We start from the raw sequence: 14,620 nt of genomic DNA, 5'->3' as shown, positions 1-14,620 counted from the left end.
ATGCTCAACAGATCGATGGAGCGAATGGTCGTGAGTACGGCTCTTGTTCTTGGTGCATCGGTTCTTTTGCCCATCGCCAAGACAACGCTCAACGGGTTGCTGTCCAGTACTCGAACTGGAGTCAAGTTCGCACGTGAAGAACTTGAGGACATGATTGCCGAAGCCCAATATGAACGCATGAAAAAACAGATCGACAAGGAAATCATGGAATAGGGGGGGCGTTATGCAGAATCAAAAAGTGGATTATCATCTTCAACAAGCTTTTGCCCACTTAAAGGAAGCCCTCAACGTTAGTGTCGCGATGGTTATGGATAATCAAGAGAACAAGCAAATGATCGGTAAGAAATGGGAGACATTTTTGGGCGAATTCTTCCAGTTGATCAAGGTAAAGGGAAAAGAGAGCAAACTGAATTTGCTCTCTGCGATTTCCTTTCCGAAGCTTTGGAGATAAATTATGAGTTCAAAATCGAGATCAACGCCAAAGTCAAAAACAAAGCCAATAACAAAGTCAATCAATCTAGAAGATCACTCGTATTATTTTAATCGCGACCTTAGCTGGTTAGCGTTTAATTCTCGTGTACTTGAAGAAGCAGCAGACCCAACCAATCCTCTTATGGAACGGTTAAAATTTTTATCAATTGTTTCTTCTAATCTTGATGAGTTTTTCATGGTGCGTGTCGCCAATTTAAAAGATCTTCTAAAAGAAGGCTTTAATAAAATCGATAACAAATCAGGTCTTACGACTAGAGAACTACTGATTGAGATTACAAAAAGAACACATACACTAGTGGAGCGGCAATACGATGAGCTAACGAATCGTGTTATTCCTGCTTTAGAAGAACAAGGAATTCACTTCGTACGTGCAGAGGATCTTTCAAAAGAACAGGAACAATACATTAACCAGTTATTTCAAAGCCGATTTTTTCCGGTGTTAACCCCGATGGCTATCGATGCCAGTCGACCATTTCCTATGTTACAAAATGGTTCACTCAACCTCGCCGTCCGATTGACCAAGTCAAAAGAGGAGCAAAGCATGGACACTCTTGCTGTTGTTCCAGTTCCTTCGCTTCTTCCGCGATTTATTCCGTTGCCAAGTTCAAGTGAGGAGCATTATTTCATCTTGTTGGAACATGTACTTAAAAATAATCTCCATCATTTATTTCCTGGTTACGAGCTGATCTCTGCCCATACGTTTCGAATTACGCGTAATGCTCGTCTTCCCCTCAATGAGGAGGTAGAGGATTTCTTGGAGGAAATGGAAAAAGAATTGCGTAAACAACGGATGGGGTATGCAGTACGGTTGGAAATTGAGGAGGATAGCAATCAGGTAGCGAGAGAGTTTTTAACAGAGTCACTCGAGATCGAAGAATTAGATATCTATTGTGTAAAAGGCCCGCTTGATTTAACTTTTCTCATGCCGTTCTCCGGTTTGGAAGGGTTCGACCATGTACGGTGGGACCCATGGTATCCGAGACGTCCTCATGAACTAAAAGGCGAAGAAAATATTTATAAAGCGATCTCCAAGAAGGATATCCTCTTGCATCATCCGTATGAATCCTTTGAGCCAGTTGTACACTTCATCCGAACTGCGGCAGAGGACCCACAAGTTCTCGCCATCAAGCAAACCCTGTACCGGGTTGGAAGAAACTCTCCGTTGGTCGATGCGTTAGCAAAAGCAGCAGAGAATGGCAAACAGGTAACCGTGTTAGTCGAGCTCAAAGCGAGATTTGACGAAGAGAACAACATCGGCTGGGCGAAAAAATTGGAGGAAGCAGGCTGCCATGTTATTTATGGGTTAATTGGATTAAAGACACACTGCAAAATCAGCATGGTTGTTCGCGAAGAAGGGGAAATCATCAAACGATATGTCCATATGGGCACGGGAAACTACAATCAAAAAACCGCACGACTCTATACCGATTTTGGCTTATTTACCAGTCGAAATGAAGTGGGTGAGGATGCGACTTTGTTTTTTAATCATTTGACGGGATACGTAGACAACCCGGAGTTTCACAAAATTATCCCATCTCCCGATGAAATGCGGAAACACTTTCTCCAATTGATTCAAAATGAAACCCAAATAAGCTCACCAGAACGACCCGGACGGATAATAGCGAAAATGAATTCGCTGACAGATAAAGAGATTATCAAGGCCCTTTATACCGCATCACAGGCCAATGTACAAATTGATCTGATTGTGAGAGGGATTTGTTGTTTACGACCAGGTGTGGAAGGTGTAAGCGGTAACATCAGGGTGATCAGTATCGTTGGGCGATTTCTTGAACATAGTCGAATTTATTATTTTGGAAATGCTGGAGAAGAGCTGATTTATTTGGCAAGTGCCGATTGGATGACTAGAAATATGGTGAGGAGAGTAGAGCTTCTCATTCCCATTCAAGATGAGCAACATAAGAGGCGGTTACTAGAAATATTGTCCATCTATCTTCGAGATAATGTGAAAGCAAGAGAACTTCAATCAGATGGCAGCTATCAACGCGTTCGGACTGGCAAACCAGCATTGGAAAGTCAGGGTTATTTTCAAAATCTCTTTAATCGCTGATTGATGGGACTAGAGGGATGCTTCGTTGCAAAATGAAGTAGTGAGGTATAAAAATAGTAATACCTATTCAATTATGAAAGCAAATATTGTTTAGCAAATAAGGTCGGCTCCAGCGAAGGATACCGACCTTATTTGTTGTAATTTAAATGTAACTACTTTGGTCATAACAATATCCCAAATGTCTATCGTATATTTAACTAGCCCAAACAACTTCTGCATGTTCCTACCAAAATTCCCAATACTCGTGGTGAATTTCCCTGCTGTCTGGGAAACAAATTGTGCTATTTTAAGAAAAAGACGAGTTTTTTATACGGAAGTAAATGAAGCGGTAATTCACGGCTTGCTCTCGAAAAAAGAGTATCAAACTGGCCATCCGGTACCCTACATTGTGAGAACCAGCAATGTAATTGTATTTGGGGCACGGCATACGAAAGATCCTCACGACGAACAGATCCAGCAGATTGAAGCCGAATGGAAGTCATTTAAGCCGACCGTCGCACTTGTAGAAGGCAGATTGGGATTTCTTGCTCCCGGGCTGATGGATCCCGTCAAAAATTACGGGGAAATGGGCAAGGTGAATGAATTGGCGAAAAAGGATCATGTCCCGGTTTATTCCTGGGAACTCCCAAAAGAAACGGCTGTTACTAGATTACTGAGCATACACAAGTACACACCCGAGCAAATTGCCCTGTATCAAATCCTTCTTCCCTATTTCAGCAATTACCGGTTTGGAAAACCTGAAAATCCAGATCGCTTTGTGGAAGAATACCTGAGTCGTGGAAAGCTTCCTGGACTTGAGAACACGATCGTATCTGTCGCCGACATCGACAAGATCTGGAAGAGAGATTTTGGTCAGGAAAAGGATTGGCGTGATACTTCAGATGAAATCGAGTTGCCCGGCTATTTGCAGGAGATCGGGTACGATTATAGCGACATCCGAGACCAGCATCTTGCCGCGCTCATCAAGCATTTCCAGGAAAAGAACGAAAAGGTATTTGCCATCACTGGATCCAGCCACGCTGTCATTGTGGAAAAGGCAATCCAATAGGGGCCAAAGGGAGAAGAGCGATCAGGCATACCCCTGTAACCGGAGTAGTAGCAAGCTGTCGAGAAAATCGGCAGCTTTTTTTTATTTTATTACTCAGAATAACCCCCTTCATATTGGGTGAAAGGACTGTGACTTGCACAACTTTGGAAACCGATTGCGAATTGAGCACCCAAGAGTATGGGAAAAGGTAAAAAAAGATTGGGACCAAACATTCAGTTCAGTCCCTATAACCTACAACGTGAAAATAACGGTTACCGATTACGGAGCATCAGTCACAGAGCAGTGAGATATGACTTCCTCAATAAAGACATTGGGATTGCCTTCATAATAGTTTGGAACGTCGCCCTGAAGTTCAGGCAGAGTCGGATGTCCAAAAAAGAAGTCCAAAGCCTCCTTGGATTCAAAGAATATGCTAAATGAAAATTGGTAGGGCGGGGTAGTGCCATCCGCAGACGTGACGTACTTTTTTACCTCACATCTAGTTGCGCCCATGTTCATGATTGCATTTTTTACCATGGGTACATGCTTGTTAAGATAATACTCAGTATTAAAAGAAACTCCGTGCTTGTAATAAAATGATAAAACGATCATTTCATACACACCTTTCTAATTTTTTGAGAGTAAAGTTTTCACAATCTCTTGCACAAATGGTTTATCCAATGGGGCATGGCGATTTAATAATCGATACCAAATCGGCCCGTAGCAAAGATCTGCAAGAAAATCTAAATCCTTTGAAGTCTCTACTTCTCCCCGATCTACTCCCTTATATAAAATGCTTTTTAGAGCTTCTCTTCGTGAAGATATGAATTCCTTATTGAACAACTGGGAGATATCTTCATCGAACTGCGATTCAACAATTAAAGTAGAAATCATGCTACCAAACGGCCCGTTTAGCAGATTACAAGTATTTTGAACGTATTCCAATAAGTCTTGACGGACAGATCCGTGATTAGGTACGGGTATTTCCAATTCACACTGTGATTGTATGGCTTCAAGAACAAGTGCTGCTTTTGTAGGCCACCAACGATATAAGGTTTGTTTCCCTGCTCCTGAAGCTTTTGCAATTGATTCCATGGATAACTTTTTGTATCCATTTTGCTCCAACAACCGAATCGTTGTTGACAGAATCGCCTTTGTCACTTCTTTACTTCGGGGACGGCCGGGTGATGCTTTTTGAGAATTAGCACTTTCTTGGATCATGTAGCAACTCCTTATGCTAATAATAACAATACACTACGTATCGTATTATAATTTGGATTGGAAAATTTATCAAGATAGTGGCTATTTCTTCACTGGCTTTCGATGGTCATCCAATTGTTGGAATAAATTCTGTGTATTTTGGAATAACTATGTTGTATCTTTCTAAAAATTTCTCAAAAGAGGAGCAAGATCATGTCCATCAACTTAGCCATCATTTACTACAGTACAACAGGAACCAATTATCAATTAGCACAATGGGCGGCAGAAGCTGGGCAAGAAGCTGGCGCAGAAGTTAAAATTTTAAAGGTTCCTGAGCTTGCCCCACAATCGGTCATCGAGGGGAATCCCGCTTGGAAAGCTCATGTAGAGAAAACGGCAAGTATTAACACAGCAACACCAGATGATGTCGTTTGGGCAGATGCCATTATTTTCAGTACACCTACTCGATTTGGTAATGTTGCATCCCAAATGAAGCAGTTCTTGGATACAACCGGTGGCATTTGGTTCCACGGAAAAACTGTAAATAAAGTGGTTAGTGCTATGACTTCTGCCCAAAACGCACACGGTGGTCAAGAACAAACGATTCTTCAACTCTACACCTCCATGTACCATTGGGGAGCCATTGTGGTTGCGCCCGGCTATACTGATCCTGTTTTGTTTGCTGCCGGAGGAAACCCTTACGGAACAAGTGTGGCAGTTGACCAAAACAATCAACTGGTGGGAGATGTTCAAGCGTATCAAAATGCAGTAAAGCATCAAGCCAAACGTGTCGTTACCGTTGCTGAATGGATTAAAAAAGGAAAGCAATAAAATTAAGAAGAAAAGAAACGGTTATTTTTGCTTGATCGATCGAGCAAAAATAACCGTTTTTCTATTTTAAAATGACTAACTAATGGTATTTGAATTTTGTTTTACTCTTAAATAAGGCCCGATTTGAAAGAAAGAAAAACACCGAAAAGCCCTCTTTGAGCATTCTAAAAAGAGGGCAACTTCCCAAAAATAATTATTGGTCTTTAGCAATTTCATTTCTATTGGGAGCAATTGGAGGTTGTTCTAGCCATTTATATTTTACCATGAGATCAAACCATTTTTTTGTTACTGAAATGTCTTTGAAAATGATTCTCTCATAATCAAGAACGAGGTCAGTCCTCATAGAGCCTGCCAACCCTAATCCATGATATGTTTGAGATGTTAAATATAAAAAACCAGTGTGATGCATGATCAGTTTATCTGAAAACGGTGAATCTGTAGAATCCGTAATTTCAGTTTCCCAAGACATAGGTACGGGCAAATTATCATCTTTTAGTTTTTTACTTAGTATTTGAATGTGGTCATCTGCCGTTTGAGCAGCATCAGTTAGAAACTTCCTTATATCCTCAGCACCAGCAATTTGACTAAATGCAATTCCAAGTGTTTTTGCCATAATACTTTTCTTCAAGTTAAGAGAAATATTCGAGATTTCTAGGGCTGACAGAGGACGCTTATCTCCCCAATAACCATCAAGATATTTTTTACTATCAACAAATTCAGGGGTTGAACGGGGGAAAAAATACGGATCTCTTTGAAAATGTCCCTTCTCGAGTAATAAATCAACGGAGCGGTGGTACATTTGTTTTCCATCTGTCAGGCAGGAATCAAAAAATTCCCTTAGATCTTTTCTAACTGATGTGGTAAATGAAAATAAGTGACCGTTTAAACCATGTATTGTCATGAGATACAAATAATCCAAGCAAAAAAGATCAGAAAATAACCTTTTAATATTGGGGTTGATATCTCTGTCTGTAAACCCAACGGGCAATGGAAATCCATCATTAAGAATAAATGTAGAAACCTGCTGCATTTGGTTCTCTGTTATTTTTATAGCCTCGTCAAAAATCTCTCTGATGGACTTATCCTCTATGATCGTAAGCATGTACTTATTTACACAATTCACCATGGTACCATTTACGTATTGCCCCCACAAAGCTCCGATTTCCGAGGATGTTAATTTTACTTGAGTTATGTTCATTATCACCGTCACCTCTAGAAACTATAATTTCCAATTAGAAGTGATTTATCCCGAAGAAGTTTGAAGAAATACGGAAACAACGGGAAGAAAATGAAAGGAGATAATGTGTTTGAATACAATCGTATTGAAGAAAACAATGTCTACCCTTTGGTTTATAGTGCGGTTGATGTACCGGTGCAGACAACGATCAGTGTCAAATGGAAGAACCGACGTGATAATGGAGGGATCAATGTTTATTATGCAGACGATCCGACGATTAACGAGTAGGCATACAATAGTACGGATGGCAGGAGGCAGGAACAAAGCCTAAGCTTTCAGCCAATCTGGACGATCCAATGTTATCTCGCCTGCATGCCCATACCGGTTCATATCCATTCGCTAGACAATACGAAATCATGGCAGATGCAGCATAAATGGCGTAGCCTTTCTTTCTGAAGTTTTCTGTGGTTTCAACACCTAACTCCAATTGATCATCAACAATATAGGAAGAGAAAGTTGTGCTGACAATTTGGTCATCGTATAACAAGCTAAAGCCAATCCCGTTTTCGAGAAAATCCTCTGCAGTATCCCAAAAATATTCTGGCACGACAGAACCTTGAATTTTAGGATAAAGGTCTGCATCAATTCTTTTCAGGATGAATCCGGCAGGTAGATTACTATTATTGAGTGGGAACTGGGGATTAAATTTATAATTAATTCTTTGCGTTTGCAGAAAAAATTGACTGCTGTCGTGGTGGATCCCTTTGCTGTCCATGTTGTCGGCTAACAGCAGATCTGTATCCAGTAGAGAAGCTAGCTTCTGTTCCCATTGCTCGGGGTAAGTTAACATATATTTTGCAGGAAATTGAATCCAAGGTGTATCTTTCAAAAATTTCACTAGCTTGTCGTTAAAGGAATCATTTTCATAATTGCCGCACAAAAAAGCCATCCCGTATTTATGTATGATCAAGCTTACGGTTGGATTAAGTAAATCATCGACATATACTTGCCCGTCTACTTTGTATTCGATGACAACTCTGGCAAACAAGGTATTAAAGGGAACTTTTCGCAATAACGGATCGACTTTTGCATAATGAGGCGGCGTAAGTTTAATCATTCAAATGCTCCTTTCAACGTGTACGATCTTCCTTTTCTCTAGTGATTATAAATACCGAAACGATATGGTACAATTGCAAATATCCAGCTCTGTACCGGTACAAAACACATGCTATGTCACGCCCAGCCATCATACTTAGCTGGATGGGGAAGGGGGAAAGCTATGAAAAGAAAATTTGAAGAAGTCATTGATTACATCGAGGATTTGCTGGCTCAGAACCAGCTTAAGCAGGGAGAACAATTGCCATCCATCAGAGCGATGGCAGCGAAATTTACCTGTAATAAAGCCACTGTGATACGAGCTTATAAAGAACTCGAGTTCAACCATAAGATATACTCCATTCCCAAAGGGGGGTATTATCTTATAGAAAAAAAGAACGAGACAAACGTTACGAACAGCACCATAGATTTTACAGAGATTATGCCAGATGCCAAATTGCTGCCCTATAGGGAATTTCATCACTGCATTAACAGGGCGGTAGAGTTGTATAAACATGAACTGTTTACATACAGTGACGCACAGGGCCTGTTATCTTTACGGAAAACATTAGTTGATCATTTTGCCGATCATCAAGTATTTGCTTCGGAAGAACAAATCGTGATGACTTCTGGAGCGCAACAGGCATTAAGTATCTTGGCAAAAATGTCTTTTCCAAATGGAAAAGGAAAGATTTTGGTTGAACAACCGAGCTATAGTCTTTTTCAGAAGGTCGTAGAACTAAATGATGTAGAAATGATCGGGATACCTAGAAATATCAATGGAATCGATTTTACTGAACTGGAAAGAATGTTTCAAACCGAAAGTATCAAATTTTTTTACACGATTCCGAGGTTTCATAATCCTCTTGGTACGTGTCTTTCTGAAAAAGACAAGAAGAGAATGGTTGTGTTAGCCGAAAAATACGATGTTTATATTGTGGAAGATGACTATTTGGCAGATATCGATAGCAATAATAATGTTCTCCCGGCCTATTATTATGATTTATCGGGTAAGGTTATTTATGTAAAAAGCTTTTCGAAGGCGTTTATGCCAGGGATCAGATTAGGTGCCGTTGTTATGAACGAGGCTTTGAAAAGTGAGTTTTTAAAACATAAGAAATGCACTGATCTAACTACAAGCGTATTGGCGCAAGGGGCCTTGGAGATTTTTATCAATAGTGGCATGTACAAAAAACACATTCGTAAGGTACGGCAGGAATATAGGAAAAAGATGAAATGCCTTCGTGAATGTTTACGAGCTATAAATATCAATAATCCGGAAATTGATTTTGTTATTCCCGATATTGGATTCTTTGTTTGGATCAGATTAGGTAAAACAATAGATCGAACCAAATTGATTAGCAGGTTAAAAGAGAGAAATATTTTACTCTCATCGCTGGAGAAAAATTTTATTAACAATAATTTGCACGAAAACAGCGTGGGAATTTGTATAGCAAAGCTATCAGAAGAGCAAATCAGATCAGGGATCCGTATTTTATGCGAAGAGGTGCAGCGTTTGGATTAGTTTATCTAGTCCAAACGCTTTTTTCATTTAACACTGTGAATATGCCATTTAAATACAAGCAATACTATATTTGTAAAATTCAATAAGGGAATGATTAGATGGTTAGTACAGACCCATTGTCAGAATCACTAATTGTAGGCGTTGATGTAGGTTCAACTACTGTGAAAGCAACAGTGGTAAATCCGAAAAATAAAGAAATTCTATGGTCAGATTATCAGCGACACCACACGAAGCAAGCGGAAAAGGTCTTAGAGTTATTGGTTGCCATCGGGAATGAGTTTTCACAGGTCCCACAAAGTAACATTCGTGTATTTATTACGGGCTCTGGAAGTGGTCCCATTGCCGAACATATTGGAGCAAAGTTTGTTCAAGAAGTAAATGCAGTTACGATGGCTGTCGAACAACTTCATCCTGATGTTGGGAGTGTTATTGAATTAGGCGGGCAGGACGCCAAAATCATTATATTTAAGGAGAATGAGGAAACGGGAAATAAGCAAGCACTTACGTCAATGAATGACAAGTGTGCATCTGGAACGGGAGCCACCATTGATAAGTGCATGATTAAAGTAGGCATGCCGATGGATGAAGTGAGCCAACTTCACTTTGACGATTCCAAGCTTCACCATGTGGCGGCCAAATGCGGTGTGTTTGCAGAAACGGACATTGTGAACCTTGTGAAAAGCGGAATATCCTCCGATGAGATTATGTGTTCTCTTGCAGATGCTATCGTCATGCAGAATCTGTCTGTTCTCACTCGTGGAAATACGTTGCGTCATCGTGTCCTTTTGCTAGGCGGCCCGAATACATACTTACCATTCCTGCAAGAATGCTGGAGAAAAAGAATTCCCCAGACTTGGGAAGAGCGAGGTTATGACTATCCGCAAGACATCCCGATAGAAGAACTAATCTTTGTACCTGAAAATTCCCAGTACTATGCTGCATATGGCGCCGTGATGTATGGGATGCATGAGCCGGCTGAGGTTGGCAACTACACTGGGGTAGAAGGATTGAAGGAATTTATCGCACATGGCAGGAAAGCAAAACTGGGTGAGAATGCTGGCCCACCGCTCATGCATACGGAAACAGAACAGGAAGAATTCAGCAAGATATACAGTATACCTCGATTTATACCTGCATCTTTCTCGTCAGGAGAAAAGGTACGGGGCGTGATCGGTCTTGATGGGGGTTCAACTTCGTCAAAAGCTGTTCTGGTCGACGAAAATGGACAAATTCTACTCAAGGAATATCAATTATCCAAGGGTAATCCGTTGGAAGATACAAAAGAAATGTTGAAGAGACTGCACGATAAGGTGGGTGAGCAGGGTGCTGAGTTAGAGATCATCGGTTTTGGTGCCACCGGATATGCAGCCGATGTCTTGGAAAAAACGCTGAAAGCAGATGTCAACATTGTGGAGACCGTTGCCCACATGATGAGTGCCGTACATCAATTTGGCGATATCGATGTTATATGCGATATTGGAGGACAAGATATCAAGGTTCTCTTTATGAAAAATGGAGACATCCGTAATTTTAGGCTCTCTAACCAATGCTCTGCCGGGAACGGAATGTTATTGCAAGCGATGGCAGACCAGTTTGGCATCCCCGTTCAAGAGTATGCACAGACTGCATTCCAAGCTGATCTCTCTCCTAATTTTTCATACGGTTGTGCTGTATTCCTCGATGCCGACCGCGTGAATTTCCAAAAAGAAGGCTATTCGAAGGAAGAACTATTGGCTGGACTTGCTCTGGTCTTGCCCAAAAACATATGGCAATATGTCGTTCAAATACCTCGTATGTCTGAGCTGGGGCGCAAGTTCGTTCTGCAAGGTGGAACGCAATATAACCTCGCTGCTGTAAAAGCTCAAGTCGATTACATCAAACAGCGCGTTCCTGATGCACAGGTTTATGTTCACCCCCATCCGGGAGAAGCAGGAGCGATCGGTGCCGCTATGGAAACGCTGCGTGTTGTCAAGCGCCGTGGCTACTCTTCATTTTTGGGTATCGATTCAGCGATTAACCTGATCTATAGTAGCCGTAACGATGAATCTACTCGGTGTACATTCTGTCCCAACCATTGCAGTCGAACTTTTATCGACTCTCAAACACCCGATGGACAGACTGCTCGCTATATCTCAGGCTTTAGCTGCGAAAAAGGAACAGTTGAAGACAAGGAAGCCGTTATTCAACTTACCAAGAAGCGACAAGAGTTGAAAAAGCACTATCCCAATCTGGTGGAATACGAAGCTGTTCGAATGTACCAGCATTTCTACGAGGCAGAGCCTCTCCCCGATACGAATAGGCTTGTAGAAGATGTCCAGGTAAAGCGCAGTTGGTTAGGATTGGGAGGAATCCGGAAAGTTCCTTATCAGCGTCAATTCCAACGCTCTGATCGAGAGAAAATGGAAAGTAGAAACAAGATTCGTATCGGGATTCCACGTGTGCTTGGTATTTGGTCAACTGCCCCGTTTTGGCGGACGTATTTTGAGACGGTGGGGATCGACAAAAATAACATTGTGTTTAGCGATTTTACTAGTGAAGAGATGTGGCAAGCTGGTGGAAAGTACGGTTCCATTGACCCTTGCTATCCGGCCAAAGTGGCTCAGGCTCACATCCATAATTTATTGTTTAAGCATCATGAGAAAAAGCCTATAGACTACATTTTTTTCCCTTGCATCACACACATACCGACGCATCTGCAAAATGTAATGGATTCAGCTAGCTGTCCCATTGTAGCGGGCGCGCCAAATGTGATTAAGGCGGCTTTTACCAAAGAGATTAACTTTTTTGAGACGAGAGGAGTCGCCTATCTCGATCCAGCCGTTTCCTTTACCGAACAAAATTTGATGAAAAAGCAGTTGTATGAGGCATTTCAGGAGTGTCTGCAAATCACGGAGGACGAAAGCGATTTTGCTGTGCAGCAAGGATGGTTGGCTATGGAACTGTTCGACGCCGAGATGCAAGAGCGGGGAAAAATGATCCTCGAACAGGTTGAACAAGAAAACCGTCTCGCCATTCTGATGATCGGCCGTCCTTACCATTCCGACCCTGGTTTGAATCACAGCGTACTAGAAGAGTTTCAGGTGTTGGGCTATCCGATTCTCTCCATGCGATCCATACCCAAAGATGAGAAGTGGCTGCATCGCTATTTCCAGGAAGACTTGGAGAGCGGGCGAGTAAGTTATGCATTGGAAATAACCGATGTCTGGCCGGAGAATTTCAGTTCCAACAGTGTACAAAAGGTCTGGGCAGCCAAATTTGCTGCACGTCATCCCAATGTTGCCGTGCTCGACTTATCCAGCTTTAAATGTGGACATGATGCACCGACCTACGGGCTGATTGACTCGATTATTTCAACGGCAGGGACCCCTTACTCTGCTTTACATGATATTGATGCCAACAAGCCGAGTGGTTCCATAAAAATTCGTGTGAAAACCTATGCCCATAGCTTGGGGCTTCATGAAGAACGCTTGCAGGACTTGGCCCAGAAAAAGGCAGAGCTGCAACAGCGTATCGAGCAAAAGCATTTGGAACTGCTTAATCGCCAATCAAAAGAAACAACAGGGTCAACTTTCATCCAGATGAAAAGGAGCGGAGCACATGCCAACAATTAAAGAGGAACTTGCGTTAGGGTTGGAGCAGGCCAAAAGAACACAGTGGTTTGATCCGGTTCCCCGTCAGTTTTTAATGAAAGATAAAGCCACTACCACAATCCTGTTTGGTGGACTTACCATGGCGCACGATTATCTGGTAGAGGGTGTGCTAAAAGGATTGGGCTACACAGTGAGACATATGGATTGCCCGGATACTGAGTCACTTCGGTTTGGCAAAGAGTTTGGAAACCGCGGTCAATGCAACCCGACATATTTCACTGTAGGCAATTTGATCAAATACCTCATTCATCTGCGGGATGAAGTTGGTATATCGAAAGAAGATATTGTACGCAACTACCTGTTTATCACCAGCGGTTCTTGTGGCCCTTGCCGTTTTGGCACCTATGTAACAGAGTATAGGAAAGCCTTACGTGATGCGGGTTTTGACGGATTCCGCGTCCTTTTGTTCCAGCAGCAGAGTGGATTGAAACAGGCGACAGGGGATGAATCAGCCCTAAAACTAGATACCTCGTTCTTTTTCGGTTTTGTTAAAGCTGTTTTCCTCGGAGATATCTTGAATGCCATTGGTTATCGGATCCGTCCCTATGAAGTAGAAACAGGCGCCACCGATGCCGCTCTTGCCCGCTGCAAGCAGTATTTGTACGATGCTTTACATCATCGCAAGTGGCTCATTCCTGCGTTGTACAAATGCCGAAAGGAACTGGCTGCCATAAAAGTGGACCGGACACGAGTCAAGCCCAAAGTAAGTATCATCGGTGAGTTCTGGGCGATGACAACCGAGGGTGACGGCAACTATCAATTGCAGCGCTTTCTCGAGAGTGAGGGAGCTGAAGTGGAAGTACAATCGGTTACAGCGTGGATTCTCTATCTGATTTGGGAAGGTCGCTACGATACTTTGAAGAGGATGAAGCTGCGTGGAGAGGATTCCGGTCGTTACGGGTTACAAGGAAAAAAACCTGTTTTTCGTTTGTGGATGTTTGGCTTAGCAGATCGAGCGATCCGTTCATTGTTCCAAACCTATGCGAAGACAATTGGTCTTTATGATTATCATCTACCCGATATGGATGAACTCTCCGAGGTATCGCACAAACACTACAACAACCATCTGCGTGGTGGAGAAGGTCATATGGAAGTAGGGAAACTTATCTTGAATGTGGTCAAACGGAAAGTCAACATGACTCTCTCTGTCAAACCATTCGGCTGTATGCCGTCTTCTGGTGTCTCTGATGGCGTTCAAACATTGATCACTGAGAAATACCCCGATGCTATCTTCCTCCCGATTGAAACAACTGGAGATGGAGCGATCAACGTTTACAGTCGCATACAAATGATGTTGTTTAAAGCAAAACAGGCTGCGCAAAAGGAATTTGACGAAGCTGTTGCAAGAAAAGCATTTACGGCTGAGCAGCTACGTAGCTTATCAAACTGCTCGAAATTTACTCATCCGTTTCGAACAACCCGTCATTTCGTTGCTTGTAGAGCGGCGAATCTGGTATATGACACAAGAATACGTGAAATGACCCCTTTTCAATAAAGGGGCTTTATAATATGACTATATGGATAAAATAATAATTACCAGTAAAGAGTAATAATG

13 protein-coding genes and 1 pseudogene are annotated in these 14,620 nt (G+C 42.0%); 10 read left to right on the top strand and 4 right to left on the bottom strand.

Annotated elements, in window-relative coordinates; translation table 11 throughout:
- From ACPW7N_RS11335 to ACPW7N_RS11315, 5 genes and pseudogenes are all read left to right on the top strand, one after another.
- Positions 1 to 213, top strand: coding sequence for a DUF5132 domain-containing protein (locus ACPW7N_RS11335; protein WP_425651190.1), 213 nt, complete (start codon positions 1 to 3; stop codon positions 211 to 213).
- Positions 214 to 223: 10 nt separating this feature from the next.
- Positions 224 to 451: a hypothetical protein gene (locus tag ACPW7N_RS11330; protein WP_425651189.1), complete on the top strand. Its 228-nt coding sequence runs from the start codon at positions 224 to 226 to the stop codon at positions 449 to 451.
- Between the two features lie 3 nt (positions 452 to 454).
- A complete protein-coding gene (locus ACPW7N_RS11325; protein ID WP_425651188.1) occupies positions 455 to 2,560 on the top strand; it encodes an RNA degradosome polyphosphate kinase in 2,106 nt (701 codons plus the stop codon).
- Between the two features lie 388 nt (positions 2,561 to 2,948).
- A complete protein-coding gene (locus ACPW7N_RS11320; protein WP_425651187.1) occupies positions 2,949 to 3,608 on the top strand; it encodes a hypothetical protein in 660 nt (219 codons plus the stop codon).
- 130 nt (positions 3,609 to 3,738) lie between these two features.
- Positions 3,739 to 3,894: pseudogene (locus ACPW7N_RS11315) on the top strand (Ger(x)C family spore germination C-terminal domain-containing protein); the annotation flags it as partial.
- On the opposite strand, the gene ACPW7N_RS11310 reads toward ACPW7N_RS11315, so the two are convergent.
- The gene (locus ACPW7N_RS11310; protein ID WP_425651186.1) at positions 3,867 to 4,199 is read right to left on the bottom strand and encodes an EthD family reductase; all 333 of its coding nucleotides are present in this window, start codon (positions 4,197 to 4,199) and stop codon (positions 3,867 to 3,869) included. The pseudogene ACPW7N_RS11315 and the gene ACPW7N_RS11310 sit on opposite strands and share 28 nt — an antisense overlap.
- Positions 4,200 to 4,214: 15 nt before the next feature.
- Positions 4,215 to 4,808, bottom strand: coding sequence for a TetR/AcrR family transcriptional regulator (locus ACPW7N_RS11305; protein ID WP_425651185.1), 594 nt, complete (start codon positions 4,806 to 4,808; stop codon positions 4,215 to 4,217).
- Positions 4,809 to 5,000: 192 nt separating this feature from the next.
- On the opposite strand from ACPW7N_RS11305, the gene wrbA reads away from it, so the two are divergent.
- Entirely contained in the window at positions 5,001 to 5,618 is a 618-nt protein-coding gene (wrbA, locus tag ACPW7N_RS11300; RefSeq protein ID WP_425651184.1) for an NAD(P)H:quinone oxidoreductase, read from the top strand.
- A 193-nt stretch (positions 5,619 to 5,811) separates the two neighbouring features.
- On the opposite strand, the gene ACPW7N_RS11295 is transcribed toward wrbA, so the two are convergent.
- Positions 5,812 to 6,816, bottom strand: a complete 1,005-nt coding sequence (locus tag ACPW7N_RS11295; RefSeq protein WP_425651183.1) for a DUF3231 family protein — start codon at positions 6,814 to 6,816, stop codon at positions 5,812 to 5,814.
- A 105-nt stretch (positions 6,817 to 6,921) separates the two neighbouring features.
- On the opposite strand from ACPW7N_RS11295, the gene ACPW7N_RS11290 reads away from it, so the two are divergent.
- The gene (locus ACPW7N_RS11290; protein ID WP_425651182.1) at positions 6,922 to 7,083 is read left to right on the top strand and encodes a hypothetical protein; all 162 of its coding nucleotides are present in this window, start codon (positions 6,922 to 6,924) and stop codon (positions 7,081 to 7,083) included.
- Here ACPW7N_RS11290 and ACPW7N_RS11285 read toward each other — a convergent pair.
- Positions 7,073 to 7,912 carry a GNAT family N-acetyltransferase gene (locus tag ACPW7N_RS11285; RefSeq protein ID WP_425651181.1) on the bottom strand — a complete coding sequence of 280 codons (840 nt, stop codon included), beginning with the start codon at positions 7,910 to 7,912 and terminating at the stop codon, positions 7,073 to 7,075. The genes ACPW7N_RS11290 and ACPW7N_RS11285 overlap by 11 nt on opposite strands.
- Positions 7,913 to 8,074: 162 nt before the next feature.
- Between ACPW7N_RS11285 and ACPW7N_RS11280 the strand changes: the two genes are divergently transcribed.
- The 3 genes from ACPW7N_RS11280 to ACPW7N_RS11270 all read left to right on the top strand — a co-directional run bounded on the left by ACPW7N_RS11280 (position 8,075) and on the right by ACPW7N_RS11270 (position 14,560).
- Positions 8,075 to 9,415, top strand: coding sequence for an aminotransferase-like domain-containing protein (locus ACPW7N_RS11280; RefSeq protein ID WP_425651180.1), 1,341 nt, complete (start codon positions 8,075 to 8,077; stop codon positions 9,413 to 9,415).
- 98 nt (positions 9,416 to 9,513) lie between these two features.
- Positions 9,514 to 13,026 (top strand): BadF/BadG/BcrA/BcrD ATPase family protein, encoded by a 3,513-nt coding sequence (locus ACPW7N_RS11275; RefSeq protein ID WP_425651179.1) that lies wholly within the window; start codon positions 9,514 to 9,516, stop codon positions 13,024 to 13,026.
- On the top strand, positions 13,013 to 14,560 hold the full coding sequence (locus tag ACPW7N_RS11270; protein WP_425651178.1) for a 2-hydroxyglutaryl-CoA dehydratase: 1,548 nt from the start codon (positions 13,013 to 13,015) through the stop codon (positions 14,558 to 14,560). The genes ACPW7N_RS11275 and ACPW7N_RS11270 overlap by 14 nt, the downstream gene beginning before the upstream one ends.
- Positions 14,561 to 14,620: the final 60 nt, after the last annotated feature.

Origin of the sequence: Brevibacillus nigriterrae, assembly GCF_049846925.1 — a bacterium.
GTDB lineage: Bacteria > Bacillota > Bacilli > Brevibacillales > Brevibacillaceae > Brevibacillus_H.
The sequence above is the reverse complement of the archived record's forward strand: the minus strand, read 5'-3'. Positions and strand labels throughout refer to the sequence as shown.